Annotated in this window: 20 protein-coding genes; 4 read left to right on the top strand and 16 right to left on the bottom strand. The window is 64.3% G+C overall.

Annotation, left to right across the window (positions count from 1 at the left end; genetic code table 11):
• Positions 1-79 precede the first annotated feature (79 nt).
• Both CH251_RS09540 and CH251_RS09535 read right to left on the bottom strand, forming a co-directional pair.
• The gene (locus CH251_RS09540) at positions 80-1,033 is read right to left on the bottom strand and encodes an ABC transporter substrate-binding protein (protein ID WP_256978923.1); all 954 of its coding nucleotides are present in this window, start codon (positions 1,031-1,033) and stop codon (positions 80-82) included.
• A gap of 41 nt (positions 1,034-1,074) precedes the next feature.
• Positions 1,075-2,763, bottom strand: a complete 1,689-nt coding sequence (locus CH251_RS09535) for a nitroreductase family deazaflavin-dependent oxidoreductase (RefSeq protein WP_094612874.1) — start codon at positions 2,761-2,763, stop codon at positions 1,075-1,077.
• 119 nt (positions 2,764-2,882) lie between these two features.
• Between CH251_RS09535 and CH251_RS09530 the strand changes: the two genes are divergently transcribed.
• Together CH251_RS09530 and CH251_RS09525 are read left to right on the top strand one after the other, a co-directional pair.
• Positions 2,883-3,470 (top strand): TetR/AcrR family transcriptional regulator, encoded by a 588-nt coding sequence (locus tag CH251_RS09530; RefSeq protein ID WP_256978922.1) that lies wholly within the window; start codon positions 2,883-2,885, stop codon positions 3,468-3,470.
• Between the two features lie 98 nt (positions 3,471-3,568).
• Complete coding sequence (locus CH251_RS09525; RefSeq protein WP_094612872.1) at positions 3,569-5,188, top strand: MFS transporter; 1,620 nt, start codon at positions 3,569-3,571, stop codon at positions 5,186-5,188.
• Here CH251_RS09525 and CH251_RS09520 read toward each other — a convergent pair.
• The 13 genes from CH251_RS09520 to CH251_RS09460 all read right to left on the bottom strand — a co-directional run bounded on the left by CH251_RS09520 (position 5,181) and on the right by CH251_RS09460 (position 19,645).
• Entirely contained in the window at positions 5,181-6,077 is an 897-nt protein-coding gene (locus CH251_RS09520; RefSeq protein WP_094612871.1) for an SDR family oxidoreductase, read from the bottom strand. The two genes, CH251_RS09525 and CH251_RS09520, sit on opposite strands and share 8 nt — an antisense overlap.
• A gap of 154 nt (positions 6,078-6,231) precedes the next feature.
• Complete coding sequence (locus CH251_RS09515) at positions 6,232-6,591, bottom strand: STAS domain-containing protein (RefSeq protein ID WP_094612870.1); 360 nt, start codon at positions 6,589-6,591, stop codon at positions 6,232-6,234.
• Between the two features lie 193 nt (positions 6,592-6,784).
• Entirely contained in the window at positions 6,785-7,714 is a 930-nt protein-coding gene (locus tag CH251_RS09510) for an aldo/keto reductase family oxidoreductase (protein ID WP_094612869.1), read from the bottom strand.
• A gap of 5 nt (positions 7,715-7,719) precedes the next feature.
• Entirely contained in the window at positions 7,720-8,304 is a 585-nt protein-coding gene (locus CH251_RS09505; RefSeq protein ID WP_179273732.1) for a giguanylate cyclase, read from the bottom strand.
• A 107-nt stretch (positions 8,305-8,411) separates the two neighbouring features.
• A complete protein-coding gene (locus CH251_RS09500; protein WP_094612868.1) occupies positions 8,412-9,497 on the bottom strand; it encodes a glycosyltransferase family 4 protein in 1,086 nt (361 codons plus the stop codon).
• 54 nt (positions 9,498-9,551) lie between these two features.
• A complete protein-coding gene (locus CH251_RS09495; RefSeq protein WP_094612867.1) occupies positions 9,552-10,811 on the bottom strand; it encodes a hypothetical protein in 1,260 nt (419 codons plus the stop codon).
• Entirely contained in the window at positions 10,798-11,907 is a 1,110-nt protein-coding gene (locus CH251_RS09490) for a glycosyltransferase (RefSeq protein WP_094612866.1), read from the bottom strand. The genes CH251_RS09495 and CH251_RS09490 overlap by 14 nt, the downstream gene beginning before the upstream one ends.
• Positions 11,897-13,129 (bottom strand): hypothetical protein, encoded by a 1,233-nt coding sequence (locus CH251_RS09485; protein ID WP_143537952.1) that lies wholly within the window; start codon positions 13,127-13,129, stop codon positions 11,897-11,899. The genes CH251_RS09490 and CH251_RS09485 overlap by 11 nt, the downstream gene beginning before the upstream one ends.
• A 276-nt stretch (positions 13,130-13,405) precedes the next feature.
• A complete protein-coding gene (locus CH251_RS09480) occupies positions 13,406-14,932 on the bottom strand; it encodes a flippase (protein ID WP_094612864.1) in 1,527 nt (508 codons plus the stop codon).
• Positions 14,932-15,984 (bottom strand): glycosyltransferase family 1 protein, encoded by a 1,053-nt coding sequence (locus CH251_RS09475; RefSeq protein ID WP_094612863.1) that lies wholly within the window; start codon positions 15,982-15,984, stop codon positions 14,932-14,934. The genes CH251_RS09480 and CH251_RS09475 overlap by 1 nt, the downstream gene beginning before the upstream one ends.
• Entirely contained in the window at positions 15,894-17,267 is a 1,374-nt protein-coding gene (locus CH251_RS09470; protein WP_094612862.1) for an O-antigen ligase, read from the bottom strand. Before CH251_RS09470 ends, CH251_RS09475 begins: the two co-directional genes overlap by 91 nt.
• A gap of 40 nt (positions 17,268-17,307) precedes the next feature.
• Entirely contained in the window at positions 17,308-18,765 is a 1,458-nt protein-coding gene (locus tag CH251_RS09465) for a sugar transferase (RefSeq protein ID WP_094612975.1), read from the bottom strand.
• Positions 18,766-18,937: 172 nt separating this feature from the next.
• Entirely contained in the window at positions 18,938-19,645 is a 708-nt protein-coding gene (locus CH251_RS09460; RefSeq protein WP_094612861.1) for a GAF domain-containing protein, read from the bottom strand.
• A gap of 168 nt (positions 19,646-19,813) precedes the next feature.
• On the opposite strand from CH251_RS09460, the gene CH251_RS09455 reads away from it, so the two are divergent.
• The gene (locus CH251_RS09455) at positions 19,814-20,932 is read left to right on the top strand and encodes an endo-1,4-beta-xylanase (protein ID WP_094612860.1); all 1,119 of its coding nucleotides are present in this window, start codon (positions 19,814-19,816) and stop codon (positions 20,930-20,932) included.
• Positions 20,933-20,981: 49 nt separating this feature from the next.
• Positions 20,982-21,902: an alpha/beta hydrolase gene (locus CH251_RS09450; protein ID WP_094612859.1), complete on the top strand. Its 921-nt coding sequence runs from the start codon at positions 20,982-20,984 to the stop codon at positions 21,900-21,902.
• Here the strand turns inward: CH251_RS09450 and CH251_RS09445 are convergent.
• Complete coding sequence (locus tag CH251_RS09445) at positions 21,896-26,032, bottom strand: bifunctional nitrate reductase/sulfite reductase flavoprotein subunit alpha (protein ID WP_094612974.1); 4,137 nt, start codon at positions 26,030-26,032, stop codon at positions 21,896-21,898. The genes CH251_RS09450 and CH251_RS09445 overlap by 7 nt on opposite strands.
• Positions 26,033-26,289 lie beyond the last annotated feature (257 nt).

The raw sequence follows: 26,289 nt of genomic DNA, 5'->3' as shown, positions 1-26,289 counted from the left end.
ACAATTGTGTCCTGTGTCACTTGTCGTATGGAGGAAGTGCAGGCGGTGCCGTCCGACGGGTGTCGGACGGCGCCGTCGATCAACTCCGGTCGTAGAGCCTCTCGACCAAGCCGAGGGTCCACAGTGCGGTCAGCGGACCCCCGTCGTTGGTGAACTTGTCCGTCCGGACGATGCGGTCGCTGCGCACCGCCGGCAATCCGGTCCAGAGCGGGTTGGCGTTCATCGCCTGCAGGTCCTCTTCGGACGTGATGGCGGCAATCATTGCCACTGCGTCGGATGCGGCGGTGACGTTCTCCGGTCCGTACTCGATCTCCGGAGTGGCTGCGCTCCATGCGGAGCCGAAGCGGGCTCCCACATCCTCTAGCGCGATGGACGTCACCCGGTCACGTCCTATCGAGATCCCACCTTCCTCCGATGTACTGATCGGCAGGACGGTGGTGTCGGCGATGGCATCGGCGTACTGCGTCGTGAGTTCGTCTACGCGAGTGGTGTATTCGTCGACAACTGCTCTGGCTCGGTCCTGCAGATTCAGTGCCGCGCCGATCGTTGTCACGTCCTGCTGCCAGCTGACTCCGGTTCCGGTGGAGCCCACCGGCAACACCGGCGCGATCGCACTCAACTGGTCGTAGATCTCTTCGATCACCTCGTCGCGGCCGATGATCAGGTCGGGATCGACGCGTGCGACGGCTTCGAGGTCGACGGTGTTTCGCGGATACAGCTCGGGCACTCCGTCTGCGAGCAGCATCCTGGTGGGCTCGGTCAGCGGGCCGGGAATTTCCGGCGGAGCCTCGGTTTCCACCGGCATCCCGACAATGGGCAGGTCGAACGCCAGGGCGATGTCCAGGTCGCGTCGTCCGTCGATCACGACGACCGACTCGATTCGATCCGGTACCTCGACGGTGCCGAACTGCGTGGTGACCGAATGGGTCGCCGAGTCCGACGTCGCCGGTTCGGTGTCGACACCGCAGGACGAGAGCAGGGATGCAACAAGGACGGCGCCGAGGACGACGTGCAAGCGGGGGAGTGTCTTCACAACTTAAGTAAACCAAACCTAAGTCAATGGTGAAGAGTCGGTCAATCGTCGTACTCGACTCGCACCGACACCGGGTCGGTCTGCAACGCACGGAAGCCTGCGCCGATGAGGCGTCCGAGCACGGGATTGACGGAGAAGGATCGCGCACGGCGGGCGACGTCGTCGTCGGGTACGAACGTTGCTGTGCCGGTGCGCCATCGGCTGCCCACTCGGATTCGGATTCCGGGCTCGTCGGTGATGTTGGCTCCCCAGCCGGATCGTGTTCCGTGCTGGGAGATCAGCCAGGCTCCGGTGTCGTCGAACACTGCCGACACCGGTACCTGCCTGCGCAGACCGGACTTACGGCCGACGGTCTCGATATCGGTGACCAGGGAGGTTCGGACGCCGATCGACTTGAGTCCGTTGACGACCGGATTCGCGATGTGCTTGCCGATCCAGCGCTCGCGGCGAAACTTCGTCACGGCGGCAGATGTGTCCACCCGAGCCGATCCTCGGCGGTTGCGGAACGCGTCCCAGCCGTTGCGCTGCATCATCGTGGCCGCAGTCTTCCACGCCGGACGGCTCGAATTCGGTTGCCGCCCAGCGCCGATGAGTTGCAACTGGTCGGTGTGCCACTGCAGATCGAGAGCGCCGTTGATCTGCTTGAACGCACTGGATTTCGACGGCACGCGCAGAGCCACACGCGGCGATTCGACCCGATCCAGAGTGCCGTCGACCAGAGAGTTCGCCACGGCCGGGGCGAGGGCGGTCGGACGGCCGAGGCCCACCATGTCGCACTCACCCGATTGCACTGCCGCGTTCATCACCGAGCGGGTGCGGAAGCCGCCGGTGACCGCCAGTGGCACGGTTCCGGCCGCGTCGCGTACCGTCCGTGCGTACTCCAGGAAGTACGCCTCGCGATCGCGGGTGCTTGCGGTGCCCATCATCGCGGGTGATTCGTAACTGCCACCGCTGATTTCGATCAGATCGATCGATTCCCGAACCAGATGCTCGACGGTGATGCGTGATTCCTCCTCGCTGAACCCGCCGCGTTGGAAATCCGCCGAATTCAGTTTTATTCCTACTGCGAAACTCGGAGACACCGCTGACCTGATGGCACGGACGACTTCGAGTACGAATCGCATCCGTCCGTCGAGGTCGCCGCCCCAGGCGTCGTCGCGCCGATTGGACAGCGGCGACAGGAACTGCGACACCAGGTAGCCGTGCGCCCCGTGGATCTGGACGCCGTCGAAACCGGCCGTCTCGGCCACGGCCGCTGCGGTGGCGAATCGGCCGATGATGTCGTGAATCTCGTTCTCGCTCAACGCTCGAGGTGCTGGAATTCCAGGGATGTTGGGTGCGATGGCGGACGGTGCAACGGGCTTGGTGCGGGTGACGAGCGGATTGGCTTGTCGACCGGGGTGATTGAGCTGCATCCAGATGGGGGCACCGCCGTCGGACGTCGCTTTCGCCCAACGAGCCAGCGCATCGCGGTCGCGGTCGTCCTCGATGACGACATTGCCCGGTTCGCCCAGATGGGACCGGTCGACCATCACGTTCCCTGTCACCACCAGTCCGTAGCCGCCAGCGCCCCACTGGCGGTACAGCGTCTCGAGGCGGGAGTCCGGGCCGTGCTCGGCGGTGGACAGTCCTTCGCTGAGAGCTGCCTTCATCACACGATTCGGCAAGATCTGCCCGCAGGCGAGGGTGAGCGGGCTGCTCAGGTCGATCACGTCGGTGTCAGGGGACATGGCGTTGCTCCGGTTCCTGGACTGCGGCTCCAGCTATGATGGTCAACATAGCTACAGAGGGACTGTAGATGTAACGAGTCGTCACGTCAATCATTGTGGCGTCCACGGGAGGGGTTCGGATGGCGAATCGAAGCAGTGCGCGCGACGACATGTTGCGCAGCGCCGCGCACCTGTTCCGTCGACGCGGAGTGGAAGCCACGTCGCTGGCCGACGTCATCGATCACGCGGGCGCACCGCGCGGTTCGATCTATCACCATTTCCCCCGCGGCAAAACTCAGTTGGTGGAGGAGGCGACCCGTACTGCGGGTGCCGCGATGAGTGCCATGATTTCGGCCGGCCTGGCCTCGGCCGGTCCGTCTGCGACCGTGCGGGCCATTCTTGAGGGATTCCGCAGCGAACTGCTGGCCACGGATTTCGTGGCGGGTTGTCCTGTCGCGCCTGCCGCGCTCGAGGTGCTGCATGCACCGCAGGCGGTGGCCGCGGCAGGTGAGTCCTTCTCGTCCTGGGAGGACGTGATAGCGGCGTCGCTGTGGCAGCGCGGATTGACTCGCGAGCGGTCGTACGCGTTGGCGACTTTCGCGATTGCCGCCATCGAAGGTGCGCTGATCATGGCCAAGGCGCAGCGCTCCACTACGGCTCTGGATCGGACCGAGGGGGAGTTGTCGACCCTGCTCGAGGCGGTACTGGAGGCCTCGGCCGGCCGCTGACGCCGAACGGGATGGGGCGGCAGATGTTGCTATAACTAGCAGTTACAGCTAACTTCCCTTCAGGAACTATGCCGATCGTCATAGTCGAAGGGATTCTCATGTCGCTACCCACCACCACCCGTCACACAGAACCCGTCCCGCATTTCCGTCGGCGATATCTCGCGCTGATCGTGATCTGCGCAGCCGAGCTGCTCGTCGTGTTGGACAACACCGTCGTCAACGTCGCGTTGCCCTCGATGGGACTGCAGTTGCGTGCCGACATGAGCGGATTGCAGTGGGTGGTCGATGCCTACACGTTGACGTTCGCGGGACTGCTGTTGGCCTTCGGTCACCTCGGCGATCGCTACGGCCGTAAGAAGGTCATGATTTTCGGACTGGCGGGTATCGCGGTGATGTCGGTCGGCGGCGCTGTCGCCGCCGATCTGGGACAGGTGATCGCGGCCCGAGCGGCGATGGGAGTGTGTGCGGCCGCAGTGTTTCCGGCGACCCTCGCCCTGATCATCAACATCTTCACCGACGCCAAGGAACGAGCGCTGGCCATCGCGGCCTGGACCGCCATGGCCGGGTTCGCCATCGCGATCGGCCCGACGGCCGGTGGATTCCTCCTCGAGCATTTCTCGTGGCACTCGGTGTTCTGGATCAATGTTCCAGTGGCACTGCTCGTTCTGGTGGCCGCGCTGGCCTGCATACCGGAGTCGAAAGCAGAGCACGTCGGCAGGTACGACCCCCTGGGTATCGCGCTGTCCTTGGTCGGCATCACCGTATTGGTCTGGGCGATCATCGAAGCGCCACACAACGGTTGGATGTCCGTACAGAGCATCGGAGCGTACGCGGCAGGATCGGCGGCCATCGTCGCTTTCGTCTGGTGGGAGCTGCGAACACCGTCTCCGGTACTGGACCTGAACCTGTTTCGAAACCGACGATTCTCACTGCCCGCCTTGGCCATTGCCGTGGCGTACTTCAGTATGTTCGGATTCCTGTTCATGATCACCCAGTACTTCCAGGGTGTGATGGAGTTGACCCCACTGCAATTCGGCGTTCACTCGCTGCCCTTCGCACTGTCCATCGCAGTAGGTGCGCCGCTGGCGACGATCGTCGCGCAACGCATCGGAACCACGGCCGTGATCGTTTTCGGTTTGGTGGTGATGAGCATCGGCATGTACATCGCAGGTCAGGTGAAGGTCGAAACACCCTATCTGGGGCCGGTTCTGGTCTCGATGATTCTGATGGGCCTCGGCCTGGCGATCGTGCAGGGCCCTGCCACCGAGTCGATCATGTCCTCGGTGACGCTCGACGAAGCAGGTGCGGGCTCCGCGGTGAACGACACCACCCGGGAGGTCGGCGGAACGCTCGGAGTTGCCGTTCTCGGATCGATCGTCGCATCGATCTACACCGCACAGGTGAGTCCGAAGATCGACGCGATTCCCGACGCGATCATGGAGCCGTACCAAAAAGCGTTCGCGCGTGAAACCGTCGTCAGCGTCATCGAGATCGTGAAAGCGCCCACCAACCCGATCTTTGCGACGCAGAAAGCCGACCTGATCCACGCGATGAAGGCGGCCTCGTTGGAGGGCTTCCAGCTCGCTTCGTTTGTCACCGTCGCGGCTGCCATGACGTGCGCGATCGCTGTTGCGCTGTTCCTGCCGTGGCGACGCCCCGAGGGGAGCGGTGTGCTTCTGGCGTGGCGTGAATCCAAGGACGCCGACGAAGTCAGTTGAAGGGCGTTCCGCCGGTGACGGCGATGGTCTCGCCGGTGATGTAGCTCGACTCGTTCGATGCCAGGAAGACATATGCCGGTGCCAGCTCTGCGGGTTGACCCGGCCGCCCCAACGGGACGGTCTCGCCGAACTTCTCGTACTTCTCCGCCGGCATCGTGGCCGGGATCAGTGGTGTCCAGATCGGGCCAGGCGCAACGGCATTGACGCGAATGCCGCGCTCTGCGAGATCGCCGGCGAGGCCTTTGGTGAAGGCCACGATGCCGGCCTTGGTCGTGGCGTAATCCATCAATTCCGGAGAAGGATTAGACGCCTGAATCGAGGTGGTGTTGATGATCGTCGATCCTGCGTCCATGATTTCGGCTGCGCGTTTCGAGATCCAGAACAAGGCGTACAGGTTGGTCTTGAGCACCCGATCGAACTGCTCGGTGGTGATATCGGCGATCCCGCCCATCTGGGCCATCTGGAAAGCGGCATTGTTGACGACGATGTCGAGCCCGCCGAGGACCTCGGAGGCGGTGTCGACCAGTTGCACGCACTGGGACTCGTCGGTGAGATCGCAGGCAATGGCTCTACCGGCGCGCCCCGCTCCTTCGATGAGGTCGACAGTGGTCTGCGCGTCCGGACCTTCGGATTCGAGGTGTGCGATGACGACGTCGGCACCTTCGCGTGCGAATGCAAGTGCAACAGCACGGCCGATACCCGAGTCGCCGCCGGTGATCAGTGCTTTGCGGCCGTGCAGTCGATCCGATCCACGGTAGGAATTCTCGCCGTGATCGGGAGTGGAGACCATGTCGCGGGTCAGTCCCGGGTGCTCGAGGCGCCCCTGCTCGGCCCGGTCGGGCAACGGAAATGCGGTGGTCGGGTCGGATTTGCTGAACTGGTCGGACATTGTCGATCCTTGCCTCGGTGTGCGTGAAATGCTCCACGCGGCAAGTCGAACGAGCCGCTTCGGTTCAGTGGAGACGACTCACGGCGGACGTGCCGTCCGGAGTCGCTGTCCTACTGGGGTTTGCCGAATCGGACGGACCGCAAACCTTCACCGATCATGCAGCGCGTGGATCCGCCCCAACCGCCACGCCCAACGCGTCGAGAACGACGCGCGCCGGCCGCGTCGGAGCGAAGACCTCGAGCCGGCCTGCACAGCGCGAGGCTGCGTCGAGGATCGCGCATGCCGACCCCGAATACATGAACGTGACCGCCGACAAGTCCAGCAGCACAACAGTTTCACCGCGCAAGGCCGCGTCGAGCGCCTGTGCCAGATCGGTACGAGCCCGCAGGTCGAGATCGCCCGTCGCGCGGACGACGGTCAGGCGGGGCGAGTAGAGCTCGGTGCCGATGGAGTAGTGAGCATTGCCGCGCTCGACGGGTGCGAGGCGAGAATCGGAGTGGTCGGTGACAGTCACGGTGCGAACCTCTCAGTTCGGATGGCCTAGCGACCGACACGCGCTGGGTGAAACCCGAGGGCTACAGGTTCCGATGCATGCCGTGCGGTAATCCTGACAGCGCAACGTCACCGTATCGAAGACTCACCATCACGGAGCGATAGCGAGTCGGTAACGATGAGGTAACGGCAGATGTGACGCGGCTGAGTGTCCCTCAGGGCAGCGTGTGGCCTGCACTACGGAACAGTCGGTACCACTCCTGCCTGGTCAGACGGATATCCGACCCGCTGGCGGCCTCGACCACCCGATCGGGATTCGTGGTGCCGAGCACCACCTGGATGTTCGCCGGGTGCCTGGTGATCCAGGCCGTTGCCACCGCCGACGGGGTCGAGCCGTGCATCTCGGCGATCACGTCCAGCGCGTCGTTGAGTTCGGGATAGTTCTGCCGGTCGCCCACGAACACACCGGAGGACGTCCCGCTCTGGAACGGTGACCACGCCTGCAGGGTGATGTTGCGCGTTCTCGCGTAGTCCAGCAAACCGTTGTCGCGGTCGACCGACTGATCCTCGGTGCCCATGTTGGCGGTCAGGCCTGCCGCGATCAAAGGCGAGTGCACAATGCTCAGCTGCACTTGATCGAACAGAATAGGTTGTTTCACAGCGGTTTTCAGCAACTCGATCTGGCCGGGTGTGTGATTGGAGACGCCGAAGCCCAGGACCTTGCCCGACGCGTGCAGGTGATCGAACGCTGCTGCGACCTCCTCCGGCTCGACGAGGGTGTCCGGTCGGTGCAGCAGAAGTGTGTCCAGGTGATCGACACCGAGGGCCGCGAGTGACGCCTCGACCGTGGTGACGATGTGTTCTTCGGAGAAGTCGAACCAGCCGTCGCGGATACCGACCTTGCTCTGAATGCTGATGCGCTCACGCTGCGACGGGGTCAGAGTCACCGCATCGCCGAATCGCTTCTCGCACGTGTGCGGGGCTCCGCCGTAGATATCCGCATGGTCGAACACAGTGACGCCCACGTCGAGGGCTGTGTCCACCAGTCTCCTGATCCGATCGTCGTCCAGATCGGTGATGCGCATGAACCCCAGCACGATGCTCGAGACGTCTGTCCCGGTGTGGGGGAGGGGGAATGTGTGCATGGCGGTTACTCGAACTCGAGTCGCATGGACTGGCTCGTCATCTGCAAGATCAGCACGAAGCCGGTGAGAGTCACCACGATCGGTGCCCACAGGACGACAGCGACGAACGTGTCAACACCTCTGTCCACCACGATGTACACCGCGACGATGGAGGTACCCAGCACGCACAGTGCTATGTGTGCGGCCAGCCTCCACTTGTCGAAGAGGAAACCGGCCAGCATGCCCAGAGGTATCAGAAACGTGCACTTGCCGAGTGTTACCTCGGGCTCGAAGTCCGCGGTGATGGTGGCCCCGAAAATTGCGATGTCGGCGATGACGACGAACGCGAAGGCCTGCCGGAGCGTCGGCCATGGACCGAACCACCAGAATGCGCCCATGATGTACGCGGCGATCATGCACGTCCACTGCACAATCGACGGGATCGCGGTGGTGGCGCCGTAACCGAATGCCATCTCGAGGGTCACCACGACGGCCATGGCCAGACTGGCAGCCGAGACAACGCGTTTGACCCCCGTGGTCAGCGCGAGGGAGGCCATCACTCCGACACCCCAGTGATAGTGCTCGTTCGGCCGGTACGAAGCGCGTGTCACGTGTGTCCCCTTCCGTCGACCGCTTCAGGATTCAATCACACGCGACCGTGACGAGGATCATGTTTCTGCACTTCACCAGCTGATGCGTCCAGCGATCGAAGCGGCGTTCAGCCGATCAGCCGGTGTAACAGTTCGGGAAGCGTTTCGCCGATGTCGTGGCGACTGGCCACGCGGTAGCGCGCACTGTCACCGAGTCGGCGCCGTCGATCCGCGTCACCGATGACGGTCGAGATCGCCTCGGCCAGCGCTGCGGAGTCACCTGGTTCGACCAGTATCCCCGCACCGTCGGAGAGGAATTCGTGGGTACCGCCGTGATCCGTTCCGATCACCGGCAGCCCGTGCGACATTGCTTCGAGTACCGACAGCGGGCCGGCCTCCGGAGACGTACTGGCCGAAATCACGACGTCCCACCTGCGCAGTGCGGACTCTGCGTCGGTGTGCCCGAGAAACTCCACCCTGCCGGCGAGGTCCGATCCGGCGGCACGGTCGTGGAGCTCCGACACATAGTCTCGATCGCCCGGAAAGCTTCCGCCGGCCAGCTCGACTCGGATGTCGGGAAGAGTGGCGACGGCATCGAGGAGAACTCGGTGCCCCTTCCAGGGTGTCAGCAGGGCCAACATACCGACGACCGGCGGGGTGTGGAGTTCGCCGCCGAAACGGGGCACCGGCCACGGCACTCCGTTGTGTGACACCACCACCGGAAGGCCGGCCGCGCGGAGCGGAACGGCCGTTGCTTCCGACACCGACACCGCGACACGAACGGCGGGGCGGGAGAATCGAACCACCACCCGCTGCTTGAGGGAGTTCATGGTGTCGTGAACGAGCCACGACGCACCGCGGGTGGGCCGGCACAACCGTGCGACGGGAAGCGCGAACAGCGAGTTGACGACGGTCGCGGTTCCGGGCGCACGCGCGACGGAGCGCACCGCGCGCGCAGCTCCGATCCACCTGCCGAGCAGGCGTACCGCGGCGATGCCGCGTGCGGCGCCGTGCTCACCCCCGAGTCCGAGCTCGTCGATCCGAAGGTGCTGGGTTCCGCTCGGCAGGCTCTGCGCCAGCGGACCGGCGGGGCAGGCGACCACAGTTCTGTGGCCGCGGCGCTCGGCCTCGTCGATCAAATTCAGCAGCACCTTCTCGGCACCGGAAACCTGTCCGGTGTGGGCGAGAAAAAGCACGGTCGACTCGTCGGTCATGTGGAGGCCCGTCTGTGTGGCAAGGGTGGTTCGAGAGATCGAGCTCGTGACTCCTCAGGCATGGTGCAGCAGAGCGACGGGGTCTTCGCACATCCTCTGCAGCGCTGAATCCATGACCGCGACGTCGATCATCTTGCTGCAGAACGATGCCGTGTAGGTTCGCCCACCGGCGATCTCGGCGATGAGCATCGTGCAGCCGTCCGGGCCGTCGGGTTCGAGTGATGCGGCCATCTGCGGCGGCCTGCCGTCGTCGGCCCATTCGAGGTGGTCGAAGACCCGCAATCGCCCGAGATCGCTGACGGCCAGCCGCAATTTCTCGGGAACCTCGACGACCGAAGTGTGCTGCGGGCGAACCGAAGACCGAATGCGCGACGCAGCATCGCGCAGTAGCGACATTCCCAATACCGCTATCGGCCATCCCGATTCGATCACCTCACGCATTGCCCCAGCGATAGCGACCGGTGTCGTACCAGCAGGGAGGTGAAGTGGAATGCCGACGGCGAAGTTGCCGTGCGAATTCTGTTGCGCCGGATCGAGGTAGCGTCGACTGTTGAACAAGACCATGATGTGCTCGGCGACGTCGACGCCCTCTGCGCGCAGAGCCGCACTCCACAGCGCGATCGAGATCGACGCGGCTGTCGCACCCGGCATGTACTCGGCCGTCCATTGCTTGAGTTCGTCCACCCGATCTCGGCTCATGTACCCGGCGCGGCTGACTTTCGCAGTTTCCCAGTTCTCGATTCGGCGGCGGGGAGCAGACCCGCCGTCGGCCTCGGCTCGGTGGCGACCGCGTAGCTTCCGGAAATCCGACACGGTCTTGGGGTTCCGAGAATAGTGACGCCACAAAGCCTTCCACGTCGAACTCGCGGGCAATCCTGCCGTGAGCCCGGGCACGAGCATCCCGTCGGCATCGTCGCAGAACGCCGCCAGCATCATCACGCCGATCTGGCCGTCTCCGATTCCATGTGAGTAGTCGATCGCGAGATGGTCGTCGAACACGATCACCTCGAGAGGGCTGCGCGTGCCGTCTCGGGATCGAATCTCGGTGAGCATCCGACCGAGGTCGTCGGTGGGGCCGGTACCGGTGGTGACGTTGTCACCTGCGATGTCGGTGCGGTAGCGCCATTGCCGAGTGTCCGACCGCGGTTCCACGGCGAGGTGTGCCTCGGCGTCGGCCTGTGCGGCGGCCGTGAGCGTTCGTCTCGTGCGTCCGACATCGAGACCACGAACCGGACCGACCGCGGTGACTATTCGGGTGTCGGCGAAGACGCGATCCAGCGCGGTCGAGCGGTAGCTGCGCTCAGCGGACGGCATCGACGACCTCCTGCATTCGACTGCGGAAGTTGGCGCGTGAAAAGCCCTCCGCCCACGTACGGATGGCGGCGCGGTCGTAGTCTGCGGGGTCGAATGAGCGCATGGCCTCGGCGAATCCGGCGATCACCGCATCGTCGGAGCCTGGGGGTACATGCACCCCGGTCTTTCCGGGTACCACCGAGTCCATGGCACCGCCGTCGCCCAAGGCGATGACTGGTGTTCCGGTTGCCATGGACTCGACGGGGACGATGCCGAAGTCCTCCACTCCCGGCATCAGCAGGGCACGCGTCGTTCGGTGCAGTTCGAGGAGCTTCTCGTGTGAAACTCGTCCCAAGAAGGTCGTTTTGGGTCCGGCCAGTTCCCGGCAGGCGTTCATCGCACGACCGTCTCCGGCCACAACGAGGGGAACGTCGGCCTCGGCGGCAGCGCGTACCGCGATGTCCGGACGCTTGTAGGGGACCAGGCGTCCGGCGAGCAGGAAGAAGTTCTCTCGCTCGACGGACGGATCCGGTGTGAAACCTTCGGTGTCGACGGGAGGATGAACCACCACTGCATCGTCACGGTCCCACCAGTCCTCGATGCGACGTGCAACCGCAGTCGAATTGGCAACCACGGTGGTCAGTTTCGGTGCGGCAGCGATCTCGCATCGACGGGCAACGGCCGACAGTGCCGTCAGTATCACCGCTCCGGCTCGACCGCCGCCCTCGCCCGCGCGCAGTTCGGGGTCCCATGCCCATCGTGCGGGGCTGTGAACATAGGCGATCACCGGGGAATCGGTCGCGAACACGGCCTGGGTAGCGAAGGCATGGTGGCTCACGACGACTGCATCGAAACCGCTGAGCGGCATGCGGCGAAAGGCCAGCGGCATCATCGGAAGGACAGGCGCGTACGACCGTTGACCCAATGCGTTGTACACCCGATTGAGGCCGGTCGTGTGCGGCTCACGGATGATTCCTGGCGGTACTCCGGCCGGCCGAGAGATCGGCGCGAACACCTCGGCAGCGGGCCAGTGCAGCGCGAGCTGTTCGATGACGTGCTCGGATCCGGCTATCTCGGTGAATCGTTCGTGTACGACGGCAATTCTGTCAGCTGGCATGTCTCTGGCCTTCCGGCGCGATCGTCTGTGCGGTCTGTTCCACCTGTCGCGTCGATTTGCCGCTTTGCAGAACCAGATGCACGGGAATGTCGAAGTCGTCGAGCCGTCGCAGCGCGGCGGTTGCTGCCTTCTTGTCCCGTCCACGTCTCGACACCAGCACCACGACGGTCTCGACGTCGCTCACCTCCGTGTGTTGCCACCACTGCTCCGACACGCCGAATTCTGCGGTGGCTCGGCGGTGTTCGGTTGTCCGGTCCTGATCGGGGACCGACTCGGATACGGCACCCTCGCCGACCAGTAGGACGATCACGCTCTCGCTCTTGGGAGCAGCGTGTCGAGCACCCCTGGAGGCGGGGCGATCGCCGCGTTCGAGCGCAGAAATCCGCGCAGCAACGGCCGGCGGCATCGTGTCACCCGCTGTCGAGTCGAAGTGAGCTCCGTATTTGCGGGAGACCCGACGTGCCCAGGAGCGAGAAGGCCTGCGTCCGAAGCGTCCTCGGAGCAACACGATCAGCTCGGCCGCGACGATGAGGGCGGCGAGCGCTGCGACGAGTGCCTCCGAGACCGGTTTCGGCGATACCGGAGTGGTGCTCTGCTCGGGGTTCGACAGCACGACGAGTCGATCTCCGCCCGCGGTGGCCTGAACCTCGCTCAGGCGGGCGCGCAGATCGGCCAGCTCGGAGACGGCCGCGGGCCGGCTCGGATCGTCGGGTGCCAAGGCGTCGATTCGAGCCTGTTGCGCGTCGACTGCAGACTGTGCATCGCCCGTACGATCGCCGGAGTCGCGAATTGCATTGGCAGTGCTGGTGCTTGCCATGGTCGACACCATCGCCTCGGCCAGATCCCCGGCGAGTTCGGGAGATCGGGTTGTCACCGTCACGGTGAGCAGTGCAGGCGAGGTGCCGGGGGAGAGCTCCACGCTCGAGGCGAGTTCTGCTGCGTCCATACCGGCGTCGACCTGTGAGAGTACTTCGTCGAGCACGCCGCGATCGGTTGCCAATTCGATGAACGGTGCGCGCATCTGCTCGATGAACGCATCACCGGGGACAAGAGTTTGGGCGGGTTCGATCTCGGCGACGATCGACGCAGCGTACTGCTTGTCGGTGAGTTCGCTCCTGAGGTAGAACACGCCCGCCCCCACCAGCACAGCGACGATCACGGCCGGCAACAGTGCCCGGCCGAGCTCACGCATGTGCCCCGCGAGGTCGATGGGTGGGGGCACGTCTCCCCGGTGTACGGCATCGTGGACGGACATCAACCGCGTACCCTTCCGTCGTTGATGCGAGCGGATGTACCGCTTCGGCGATTCGTGGAGCCGACGGGCTCGATGATAGCCGGGCTCCGATGGTGTCCGCGTAGCCGTGCCGCACGTGAATGAAATTGAACTTCAACAACATTGGAATAACAAGCACATTGCTGTGTTAACGTCGCGAAACCGAACTTCGACTCCGGTCGGCACCGCCCGAATCGGGCGATGTGTCCGTTGTGTCTGTGGTTTTCACTCGGTGCGCGCACGGTGTCGTCCTTTCTCTGCCGGTCCCGGCAGTGGTGACTCGACGAGTCCGATGGCAACGAGCGCGCAGAGCAGGGTCGCGACCAGCAACGCTGCCGCAGCGGAGACGAGCAGCCACAGGCCGGGGTAGTACTGCACCAGGAACCAGCCGCCGACCGTCGTAGCTGCCGTGATCACGAAGACGATCGAAATCGACTGCATCGGAAACAGTTTGGAAATCGGAATACTCCGCGCGATCACGATCCACAGCAGAACGAGTGTGGTTCCGATCGTCACCACCGTGGAGATTGCAGCTCCGTCGTACGACATTCGCGGGATCAGAACGAGGTTCGATCCGACGTTCAGGGCAAGACCGACCAACGCCACCACGGGGTAGTGGCGTTGCATTCCGGCCGATGCGAGCAGAAATATGCCCAGCATCACCAACGACATCAGCGCAGCGCCGATCACGAGCAGACGGGCCGCGTGAGCTCCGTCGACGAATCTCTCGCCGTACAGCAATCCGATCAGCGGCTCGGCGGATGGTACGAACGCCGCGACAGCCATCGCGCCGAACAGTGCGAACAGCAGTGCAGCCGAACGTGTGCGCGCTCGAAACGCTGCGGTGTCGTGGGGCCACGACGCGACGAGCAAGGTGCTGATCGGTGCCACCGCCGCCAACACGAAGGTGTCGATCATGTCCGAGAATTTGTAGCCGATGGAATACAGTCCCACGGCCTCGAACGTGTCGAGCAGGCTGAGCATCAACATGTCGATCTTGAGCATGGCGATGGTGAGAGCGAAGCCGATCGCGAGGGGCACGGCCTCTTTCAGGTAGGGCCCCCAGCGACGGATTTCGATGTGCCGCGACGGTCGCAGGCCCATGGAACGGTTGCCGATGCCGAAGCCCTTGGTCACCAACTTGAACACTTCGTTGGCCACGGCCGGGAGAACGAAGATCAGCAGGGTGGGGGCCAGCACGGCCGCCAACACGGTCAAGGCCAATTGGATTGCCTGGCCCGCGCTTTCGGCGACGGCCACGAGGACCAGGCGGTGACGGCTCTGGAAGAGGACGCTCAAGGCGTGGCCCGGCGTGGCGAACACGACCACCAGTCCGCCCACGACCGTCGCGAGAACCACTTCGCTCGGATACTGCAGCAGGAGAACGTATGCGACGGCCAGCACGTACCCCACCAACCCGAGGACGGTACGCAGAGCCAGGAACGACGATGCCGTTCTCCCGATTTCCTCGGGATCGTCGTCCATCAACTTCGCCAGCACGACGCGTCCGACTCCCAGATCGGTGACGACGGACATCAAGCCGAGCAGCGCGAAGACGAAGCTGAACTGGCCCCAGTCGTCCGGTCCGAGGGACCGCGCGACCACGACGCTGCCTGCCCATCCCAGCGCTGCGATGATCACTCGGCTGATCAGGACCGCAATAGTGGCCTTGGCCGCGGCCTTCGGATCCGCGGCGACTGCGCGGTAGTCGGGGGGCTGCTCGGTGCCGTCGAGCGCGAGGTCCTCGGCCATCAGACCACGCCTGCGGCTCGATATGCATCGGCGGTGAGCTCGGCCGTTCGACGCCAGCTGATCTCGCGGATTGCCACGGCTGCCGCGTCGACGAGGGCTGCGCGGGCATCCCCGTCGAAAACGATGGGTTTCATCGCCTGTACCCAGTCGTCCACGTTCTCCGATCGGACGAGAACGGCACCGTCGCCGACGACATCGGGGAGGGCACCGACGGCACTGGCGACGACCGCGCCGCCCGAGGCCATCGCCTCGACGGGTGGGAGCCCGTAGCCCTCGTATCGAGAGGCGTACGCAGTGATCGTCGCAGCAGCGTAGAGGCCGGGCAGATCCTCGACATCGACGTACCCGAGCCCCTGGGAATTGCGGGGGGCTTGGGGGCCGGTGGACCCGGCCCCGGCCAACAGGCACGGTAGTCCGAGACTCTCCGCTGCGTCCGCCACCAGCTGAACGTTCTTGCGAGGCTCCACCGTTCCGACCTGCATGACGAAGCGCTCCGGCAAGTCGTACTTGCGTCGAACGGCGTCCACCCGGCCCTCGGTGGGGACGCAGGCCCATGCGGCGGGTGCCAGGCCGACCACCGTGGCGTCGCGCCCGCTGACCGCCTTGATTCGATCGGCGGTGAACTGAGAGACCGCGATGAGCAGATCTGCGCGGCGCAGTGCGCGCCGTACCAGTCTCTGCTCACCCAGTGCGCGAAATCGACTGGAAGCCGACGGCATGTCGATGACCGAGAGGTCGTGCACCGTCGCAACGGTGAAGGCCTTGGTGAGGAACGGCAGGTCGACGTCGAGGCCGTGCACCACATCGCAACGACCGACAGGGAGGGCACCGAGCACAGCGCGAGCCGCACCGCTGGTGACCGGCCTCTCCATCGCCGCGACCGAGGGTGGAAGATCGCCGACGGCGTCGCGCTGCACGCACGCGGCGAGATCGGTACCCGGTAGGCAATGCGGGAGCTCGTTCAGGAGTTCGCGAATGTAGGTCTGTACGCCGCTTCCGCCCGGTCGGAGGGCGAGCGCCCCGAAAACGATTCGTATTGCGCTGCTGCGCATCCCACCACTCCTAACAAGAGCCAGAAATAGACATCGATCGGAAAGATCTCGAAATACGTGGAGACGAGACTGGCGAACATCGCGGCGACGATCGAGGCACCGACTCCGAGGGCGAGCGCACCGTCGCTACCCGGTAGTGCCCGGGACAGGCGGGTGCACCACAGCAACGACGTCACCAACAGCGCCACGACGGCCCAGAGGCCGATCGGCCCCAATTCGAGCAGCGCCTTGACGTAGTAGTTGTCGGGCTGGTAATTGGTCGAGAGCCCCGATTGCGTGAACGCGACGCCCTCGGCGGTGGAAATGCGGTCTGCTGCAGACCCACTCGATCCCAGCCCCGTCCCGACTGGATGAACCAGAATGCTGGCGATGATGTTCGCCCAGCCGTCGCCGCGTTGACCCAGGCTGCTCGACGAGAAGAAGACCGACGTGATTCCGGGAACGAAGGGAATCGTGACCAGGACTGCCAGCGCCGCCAGCGCGAGCGGCGCGGCGAGGTAGCGGAAACGCACAGCGATCAAGTAGATGGCCCCGACGGCGAGCCCGAGAATCGCTCCTCGCACGATCGAGCTGGACATGGCGACCACCATCATCGGACTTGCCCACAGAAACAACATGTTTCGTCGACGGCGCGGATCGGCCAACGCAACCGCACCACCGACCAGCAACGCCAACATCACGTACAGACCGAAGGGGAACGGCAGGTTGAACGTGCTGAACGTGCGCAGCAGTCCCCCCGATGTTCGGACCTGCGTGCCGTATTCGTAACCCAGCGACACCAGCGCCGCGGGTCCGGCCAGAAGCTGCGCAATGCCGACCGCCGACGTGAACACGCCCATTCCCATGAGAACCGACACGAGATGGTCCCGGTCCGCGGCGTCGAACGGCGCGAGCCACATGACGACCACCAGCAGGATGTAGAAGAAGGTGACCTTGATGCCGAACACGCCGACGATTCCGAAGGTGGTGAGCGCAGAGACGCTGCCGAACACGACGAAGACGGCAGCGGCCGGCCACCACGGCATGAACACTCGAGGCGTCGAGCCGCGGACGTGCCGTGGTCGGCGTAGCCACGCACACAGGACCGTGAAGACGACGAGCCCTTCCTTCCAGCCCGATACGATCCCGGGGAGGGGAACGAGAACCAGAAGTCCGTGCAGTGGAACAAGTCCGGCCAGCAGAAGAACCCCGCGCTGTGGCCGACGGTAGATCGCCGAGGCCACCGCGCAGCCCAGCGCGAACACCAGCGCTGCGCCGACACCGAGCGCAACGTACGTGATCACGCGGTGCCCCGAACGCGGTCGTGTTCGGCGTAGACCACGATCAGTCCTCGGCGCGCTTCAGAACGGCGAGAACCGTGAGAAACAGGATCTTGACATCGAGCCACACCGACCAGTTCTCGATGTAGTAGTTGTCCCACTCGGCGCGGTCGGCGATGGACGTCTGACCGCGAAGGCCGTGCACCTGAGCCCATCCCGTGACACCTGCCTTCACTCGATGCCGCTCCCCGTACCGACGGATCTGCATCTCGAACAGGTCGACGTACTCGGGGCGCTCCGGCCGCGGACCGACCAAACTCATGTCGCCGCGAAGGACGTTGAGCAGCTGCGGAAGTTCGTCCATCGAGGTCTGTCGCATGATCTTTCCCACGCGCGTTCGTCGATCGACACCTTCGACACCGCCGGGCGCGTCACCGGCCTTCCGCTCGAACTCGGCGTCGGAGGCACGGGGAGGCCGCATGGAACGGAACTTCAGGCAATCGAACGGCAATCCGTCGCGACCGATTCGCTCCTGCTTGAAGAAGATCGGTCCAGGGGAACTCAGGCGCACGAGCAGCATCAGCGTCAGGAAGACGGGGGAGAGCAGCAGTAGGCCGAAGGCGGTCAGAACCCGATCGAGAACTCCTTTGAGCGCGAACTGCCACCCCTTGGGGTTCACGTGCGGTAGCACCATCAACGGCAGACCGCCGATGTGCTCGACGCGGGCGTTGACACCTACTGCGTCGTACAGTCTCGGCACCACCCACACTCGCATGCCGAGTCGATGCGCTGTCCTTATGGCACCGAGGAGCTCCCGGTCCTCCGTCGGTGCGAACGCGACGATCAGTTCTTCTGCTGCCGTTCTGCGAGCGATCGTCTCGAAGTTGCTCGGGACTCCGAGGTGAGGCAGATCGGCCGGTTCGCCTGCCGAGGACAGGTCGGCGACCGGTGCCTCGCCCACGTAACCGACCGGAAGCAGACCGTACTCGGGAAACTGACGTGTCCGTGAAACGAGTTGGTGGGCAATCGGATCGTTGCCCAACACGATGGTCGGTGCGGCGGAGCCGTACTTGGTTCGAATCAACCGTTGAACGACGACACGGATCAAGCGAGCAACGGCGATTGTCGCGGCACTCGCCACCCAGATGCGCAATACGACGGCACTCGGCCGATAGTCGGTGTCGGCCACGAACATCGAGACCATCAACGCCAGAGATGCGAACGCGACGGCCGTTTCGGCCGGCCCGATCTCGTCGAGGAAGTTGCGCCGCAGTCCGCGGCGATACATCGACTTGGCGGCGAGGATGCCCACGAGGAGCGGCAGGAAAAGCCATGGCAGCCAGCCGGTCTCGGTGAGACTCCCCGAATACCACAGCAGTGCTGCAACCACGGCCACGACAGCAGCAAGTACGTCGACGGCCACGGTGATCGCCGAGTGCCATGGATCGACTCGGAGTCGATCCACGAGTGTGCGAGTGTCGACGACTGTGTCCGCCTCGGCAGCCCGAGAGATGGTGCGCATTGAATCCAGGGTTTTGGGCACATCTACTTCCGGTGGCTAGTTCGGATCGGTGGTCCCGAATATCCCTTTAAATGTATACCGGGACGAAAGAGGCAACCCGGGCGACTTGTCAAAAAAACTCCAAGTCGGTTGTGGGCCGAAAAATGCTAATACCCGATGGGTATTTCGCCGATTATTCGAAAATTCGCTCGCGAATGATCCACGCCAAATCCTGCAGTATCTGAACGTGGCCGGTAGTCCATTGACGGGGCTGCTGATCCCATACGCAGAGGGTTCCGACGGAATGGCCCTCGTCGTCGGTGAGCGGGACTCCGAGGTAGGACACGAGCATGTTGCCCTGCACCGACGGGTGATCCTTGAGCATGTCGTTGAGCCGTGCGTCCTCGACGACGAGTGGTTGCCCGAGGTCGATCGCGTAGCGGCAGATCGATCCGTCGAGAGGAACCTCCTGCGCGCCACCGAGTTCCGCAGGCAGCCCGAGGGCGCTCTTGAAGTACTGACGTTTGTCGTCGAGCAGCGAGAACGCAGCCGACGGAACGCTGAGGGCATCGGCCACCATGGCGACGACCCGGTCGTACCCGACGTCGGAGTTGGTGTCCATCAAGCCCGTTCGGGTGACTGCGGCAAGCCTGTCCGGGTCGTCGATCGGGGTGCCGAACACCCGGGTGGCCTCGATCGGGTCGACACCGTTGTCCACGCCCTCCTGTAGTACTCGAAGCAGCGCACCGACCTCGGAATCGGGATCCTCGGACAGCTCCCGCACGATTTGATCGACCACAGCGCGTCGAATGTATGCCTCGGGGGACTGACCCGACTTCTCCGCTTGTGTGGCCAGCAACTCGTTCAGGCGGTCGTCGAAGCCGGGAAATCCTGTCGTCATTGTCCAGATGGTAGTACAGGCCGTGTCGTCTCACCGACGCCCGAGTCACTGCATTCCATAATTCGGTTTTCGGCGTGGTTCTGCGGCCCAGGACCGAGACAAACCCAGCTACGAAGGAATATCGCCGGTATTCGATTTCGCATTCACGGAAGTTGCTAACATCTGCCGATGAAACCGAGTTCACCGCGACGAGCGGCAACGGCACTTGTGGTCGTGTTGTTGTCCCTGGCTGCCGGGTCGATGCCTGCGGCCGCATCCGTACTGCGGGAGCAACAGGTACCGGGGGACAATCCGCCGTGTGCGCGGCAGTCGGATGCCGTTCGGATCGGAGTCTCACCGGGCGCTTCCATAGGCGCGGTGTCTCCGACGGATCTGGATCGAGAACTGACGCTTGCCCGCGACGCGGGGTCCTTCGCGGTTCGTCTCGACATCGATTGGTCTGCCATCGAGTCGACGCGGGGCAGGTTCGACTGGAGCCGAACGGATCGGGTGATCGATGCCGTTGTCGCCCACGGGATGTGCGTGCACGGCATCGTCGCGTACACGCCGAGATGGGCACGGGTAGCCGGTGCCGTCAACGATTCGCACTCCCGTCCTGCGAATCCTGCGACCTTCGCTGCGTTCGCCAAGACCGTGGTTCAGCGGTACCAGAGCCGAATCAAGATTTGGGAAGTGTGGAACGAGCCGAACATCGTGACGTTCTTCAAGCCCGTTCCCGATGTGGCGGCCTATTCGGCACTGCTTCGGGCGACCTACACGGCCATCAAGCAAGTGCAACCCGATTCCACCGTGCTCGCTGGCGGGATGGCACCCGCCGAGGACAAGGACGGCAACATCGCGGGTACGACGTTCCTGTCGAAGATGTACGCGCAAGGATCCAACAAGTACTTCGACGCCTTCAATGTTCACCCGTACACGTGGCCGTATCTACCCAACGACCCGGACACGGCATCGTGGAACACCGCCATGAAGATGTGGACCATGCGAGACACCATGATCGCAGGCGGCGACAGCGGCAAACAGATCTGGATCACCGAGTTCGGAGCGCCCACCGGGACCGCACCCAACAGTGTCAGCGAGCAGGTGCAATCGGACAGCATCGGGGTCGTCCTCGATGCCGTACTCGGCAACGACTGGCTCGGACCGGCCTACGTGTACAGCCTGCGCGACGCCGGTACCGACACCGCAGACACCGAGCAGAACTTCGGCTTGGTGCAGCGCGACTGGACGCCCAAGATCGCGTACGGACGCGTCGACGCCTACGCCGCCGAGCACTCCGGACGCTGATCGACCGACTCTCGACCATCGCTTCGACCCGGTGAGCTATTGTCTGCGCATGAATTCGCAGCCGGGGGGCTCGATCCCAGATCGCATCGATGTCACGTTCGATTCTCACGGTGACGCCTGCGCGGCGTGGCTCTATCTTCCGAGGGGTACCGGCCCGGCTCCGGTGATCGTCATGGGGCACGGCCTCGGCGGAACTCGGGAGATGCGGCTCGACGCCTATGCGGAGCGCTTCCGCGCCGCGGGATACGCCTGCCTGGTGTTCGACTATCGCTACTTCGGGGCCAGCGGCGGCGAGCCACGACAGCTGCTCGACATCGACGCGCAATTGCAGGACTGGGCCTCGGCGATCGCTCATGCCCGCTCACGTGCAGATGTGGACAACTCCCGAATCGTGTTGTGGGGCTCGTCGTTCGGTGGTGGTCACGTCATCGTCGCCGCCGCCCGAGACCAGCAGGTCGCGGCAGTGATCTCGCAGTGCCCGTTCACCGACGGAATTGCCTCGGGACTCGCGTCGAACACCTGGACGTCGATGAAGCTGTCCGGCCGGGCACTGGGTGATCTGGCAGGTTCGGTGATCGGTCGACCGCCGCTGATGGTGAACACGGCCGGACGACCCGGGACGACCGCGCTGATGACCTCACCCGACAGCTACGACGGTTACCTGGCACTCGCGCCGGACGCCGACGAGACCTTTCACAACCGAGTCGCAGCGAGAGTTGCGCTGCGTATCGTGCGGCACCGGCCCGGGCGTCGGGCAAAGGACGTTCGGTGCCCCATCCTCTTCGTCGTCTGCGAGACGGACTCGGTTGCGCCGGCGAAGGCCACTCTGCGTTACGCACGGACGGCACCGCACGGTGAGATCAGGACCTACGACGCAGGCCATTTCGAGATCTACCTGGGTGAGGCGTTCGAGAGGGTGGTGACTGATCAGATCGAGTTCCTCACCCGCACGGTTCCACCGACTCAGTAGACGTCGCGTACGTATCGCTTCTCTGCGGCAAGGGCTTTGACGTAGGCCTCGGCACTGCTGGGAGCGAGTTTGCCGTGTTGCGCCACCACGCCCTTCAGTGCGGCGTCGACGTCCTTGGCCATTCTGGACGCATCGCCGCACACGTAGAAGTGGGCACCGCGGTGAATCCAGTTCCACAGCTCGGCCCCGTGCTCGCGCATCCGATCCTGGACGTAGACCTTGTCCTTCTGATCGCGCGAGAAAGCGACGTCCAGGCGGTTCAGCGAACCGTCGCTCAGCATCGCCGTCAGTTCGTCGCGATAGTAGAAGTCCGTGTCGGCGTGCTGTTCACCGAAGAACAGCCAGTTGTGGCCCGTGTGCCCGAGTGCGCGACGCTCGTGCAGGAAGGCGCGGAACGGTGCCACTCCGGTACCCGGACCCACCATGATCATCGGGGTGGTGGGATCGTCCGGCGGCTTGAAGTGCGAGGTCTTCTGCACGAAGATCCCCACATCGTGGTTCGAAGCATGGTCGGCCAGGTAGGTCGAGCACACACCACGCCGCGGAACTCCGTGCACGTTGTACCGCACCGCCGAGACGGTCACCTGTACCTCGTTGGGGTTCTCCTTCGGACTCGACGAGATCGAGTACAGCCGTGGTTGCAACGGTTTCAGAACTCCCAGCCAGTCGTCCACCGAGGCGCGAACGGGGTGTGCAGCAAGCACGTCGATCGACTGACGACCCCACATCCAGTCGGACAGTGCGTGCTTGTTGTCGGGATGCAGCATCGCCTCCAGATCGTCGTCCGCAGTCCGTCGATGGACGAACTTCAGCAGATCCGGTGTCGCACGTGCGATTTCGAGGTGGCGGCTCAGTGCCGTGCGCAGCGACATCGAGCCGTATCCAGCGAGGTCGACGGCTGCATCGCTGTCCAGTCCGGTGGCCGTGAGCCATTCGTCGACGTAGGCATCGCTGTTGCGCGGCCACACTCCGAGCGCATCGCCTACCTCGTACTCGAGGGTGCCGTCGGGCAGATGGAATCCGAACTGGCGGACATCCTTGACCGATCCGCGTGCGGTCAGTACCCGATTGCGTACGAGAGTCGTCACCAGCGGTGACTTCTTGCTGTACCGCTCCGGCTCCGCGCCGGTCTGCGGAACGGTACGCGCAGACTCCACCCGTGCACCCTCGGTGGTGGTGGTGTCGTCATCGCGCCGAAGCAGATCGACCACCGCATCGAGCCACGCCGCCGCCTCGCTCTCGTAGTCGGGCTCGCAGTCGACGCGCTCGAGCAGTCGCCGGCCACCCAACTCGGAGAGACGCTCGTCGATCCTGCGTCCGTGGCCGCAGAAGTCCGCGTAGCTCGAGTCTCCGAAAGCGAGTACGGCATAACGAATTCCCGGAAGCTTCGCCGCGGACTCGGCGACGAGGCTGTCCCAGAACGTCGCGCCGTTGTCGGGTGCCTCGCCGTCACCGGTGGTACTGCTGACGATGAGCACATCGGCCTCGGCGGGCAGACGATCGACGGTGAACGTATCCATCGAGTGCTCGGCGATCGTCAGACCGGCTCCTCGCAGGTGGGCCAGGCAGGACTGGGCGTACTCCTCGGCGGTGCCGGTCTGGGAGGCCCAGAGCAGCAGCACCGAGCGACCGCCCGGATCAGCGGTATCGGCCGATACGCCGGAGATGGCACCGTCGGTGTCGGGTCCACGCGAGAACAGTCCTGCGAGAACGCCGTCGAGCCATGCGTGGGTCTCGGGGGACAGGGGAGTCTGCGACGGCAGGGTGGGCGTTCCGGCGGCGCTGCGGCCCGCCTCACTGCCCAGACCTTCGAGAAGTCCTGCAATGTAACGCTGCTCGATTGTGGTCAGTGGTTCCGAAGGGCGCGCAGGGCGGCCGACGATCGTGGCGAGTGCATCGACCGGATCGAGGGAATGCTCGTCGTCCACGGGTGAGGGTGATCGGTCTGCAGCAACTCTGGTGAGCGTGACAGCGCACGCCTTGAACTCGGGTTGTTGAGAATACGGATCGATGGCGTCGTTGGTGACGGCATTGATGGCGAGATACTCACCGAACTCGTCGTTCCAATGGAAGGGTGCGAAGCAGCTGCCCGGGAGCACTCGATCGGTGACGACGGCAGGGAGGACGGCTCGGCCTCGGCGGGACGCGACCTCGACGCTGTCGCCGTCGATCACACCGAGCCGATCGGCGTCGAGTGGATGCACCTCGACGAACGGGCCGGAATCGAGTTTGTTCAGTTTGGCGACCTTGCCGGTCTTGGTCATGGTGTGCCACTGGTGTGGCAGGCGTCCGGTGTTGAGCAGAAACGGGAAGTCGTCGTCGGGCATCTCCGCGGGCGCCATGCTGGGCCGGGCGAAGAACTGAGCCCGACCGCTCGGGGTGGGGAAGGACAATGCGGGGATCGCACCGTCCTCGGACACCCGTTGTCGTTGACTGACCCCGTCGTTGAGGTAGCGGATCGGGTGCCGGGTGGTCGACGCGTCGGGCGGACACGGCCACTGGATGGGACTCTCGCGCAGGCGTTCGTAGGTGACTCCGCGAATGTCGTAGCCGGTGTTCGGATTCCAGAACTGCTTGATCTCCTCGAACACCTCCTCGGCGCTCGCATAGGTGAAGGCATCGGCGAACCCCAGCGCGCACGCCATGTCGGCGATGATCTTCCAGTCCGGCAGCGCACCGCCAGGTGCTTCGAGCGCCGGTTGGAACAGCGTGAGGTTGCGTTCGGAATTGACCATCACTCCGTGTGCTTCCGTCCACAACGCGGCGGGCAGCATCACATCGGCGTACTCGTTGGTTTCGGTATCGGCGAACGCATCCTGAGTGATGACCAACTCGGCGCGCTCGAGACCGTCGATCACCGTCGTTCTGTTGGCCACCGAGGCAACCGGATTGGTGCAGATGATCCAGCAGGCCTTGATCTCACCGGCAGCGAGCTTGGAGAACATCTCGATGGTTCCGCCGCCGACGTCGGTGCGCAGCGTTCCACGCGGAACGCCCCATCGATCCTCGACGAATTCGCGGTCGGCGTCGTTGACCACCGCTCGCTGTCCCGGCAGCCCTGGGCCCATGTATCCCATTTCTCGTCCGCCCATGGCGTTCGGTTGACCGGTCAGTGAGAACGGGCCGCTGCCGGTCCTGCAGATGGCACCGGTCGCCAGATGGAGGTTGCACAGCGCATTGGTGTTCCAGGTTCCGTGCGTCGACTGGTTCAGCCCCATCGTCCAGCAGCTCATCCAGTTCTCTGCGCCGCCGATCATCGCGGCGGCGGCCCGCAGGTCTTGCTCGTCGAGACCGGTTGCGGTGCAGACCTTCTCCGGGGTGTAGTCACCGAGGAACTCCGGCATCGCGTCCCACCCGTCGGTGAACTCTGCGATGAACTCGGGGTCGATGTCGCCGTTCTCCACGATGAGCGCGAGCAGACCGTTGAGCAGCGCCAGGTCCGAACCCGGCTCGAGTTGCAGATGCAAGTGGGCCTTGTCCGCGGTGGCGGTGCGACGGGGGTCGACGACGATCAGCTTCGCGCCTGCCTTGACGCGGTCCATCATCCGCAGGAAGAGAATGGGGTGACAGTCGGCCATGTTGGAGCCGATCACGAAGAACACGTCGGCGTGGTCGAAGTCCTCGTACGATCCAGGCGGGCCGTCGGCACCGAGCGATTGTTTGTATCCGGTTCCCGCACTCGCCATGCACAGTCGAGAATTGGATTCGATCTGGTTGGTGCCGATGAACCCCTTGGCCAATTTGTTCGACAGGTACTGGGCCTCGATCGACATCTGTCCCGACACGTACAGCGCGAGCGCATCGGGGCCGTGTTCGTCGATGATCGCTCGCAGCCGTCGGGCGGTGTCGTTGATCGCCGCCGCGGTGTCCATACTCTCCGGGCGCTCGCCGCGGCGGTGCCGAATCCGGGCCTTCTCGAGCCGTCCGGGACCGGCGAGCATGTCCGCGGTGGTGGTCCCCTTGGTGCACAGCCGGCCGAAGTTGGCCGGGTGAGACTTGTCGCCGACCGATTTGGTGACGACGGGCCTGGTCGGAGCGGCATCGGAGGACGTGGACGGGCCGCCGATCTCGAGCACCATGCCGCATCCCACGCCGCAGTACGCGCAGAGTGTCTTCACCGTGGTGACCATGTATTCCACAGTGCCCGGCCCAGGGTGCGCCGTCATTACACGTCAGTTAGCCGGATATGACGTTGTCCTCACCGTGTCCGGCCCGGGGCGGTGATGCGCGGGCACAGGAGCTCGCAGGAACCGTGACGGGAGGTAACACGAACTTCCTGGTATGCGATTGGTACTCGAACGTTACTCATCGAACGGGCTGTCGAGTGGAGTGTCCGATTTTCCGCTGGCACAATCGTCCGGGTCGGGCTCGAAGTGGGAAGTGGTGT

This window comes from Rhodococcus sp. 06-462-5 (genome assembly GCF_002258315.1).
GTDB lineage: Bacteria > Actinomycetota > Actinomycetes > Mycobacteriales > Mycobacteriaceae > Rhodococcoides.
The sequence above is the reverse complement of the archived record's forward strand: the minus strand, read 5'-3'. Positions and strand labels throughout refer to the sequence as shown.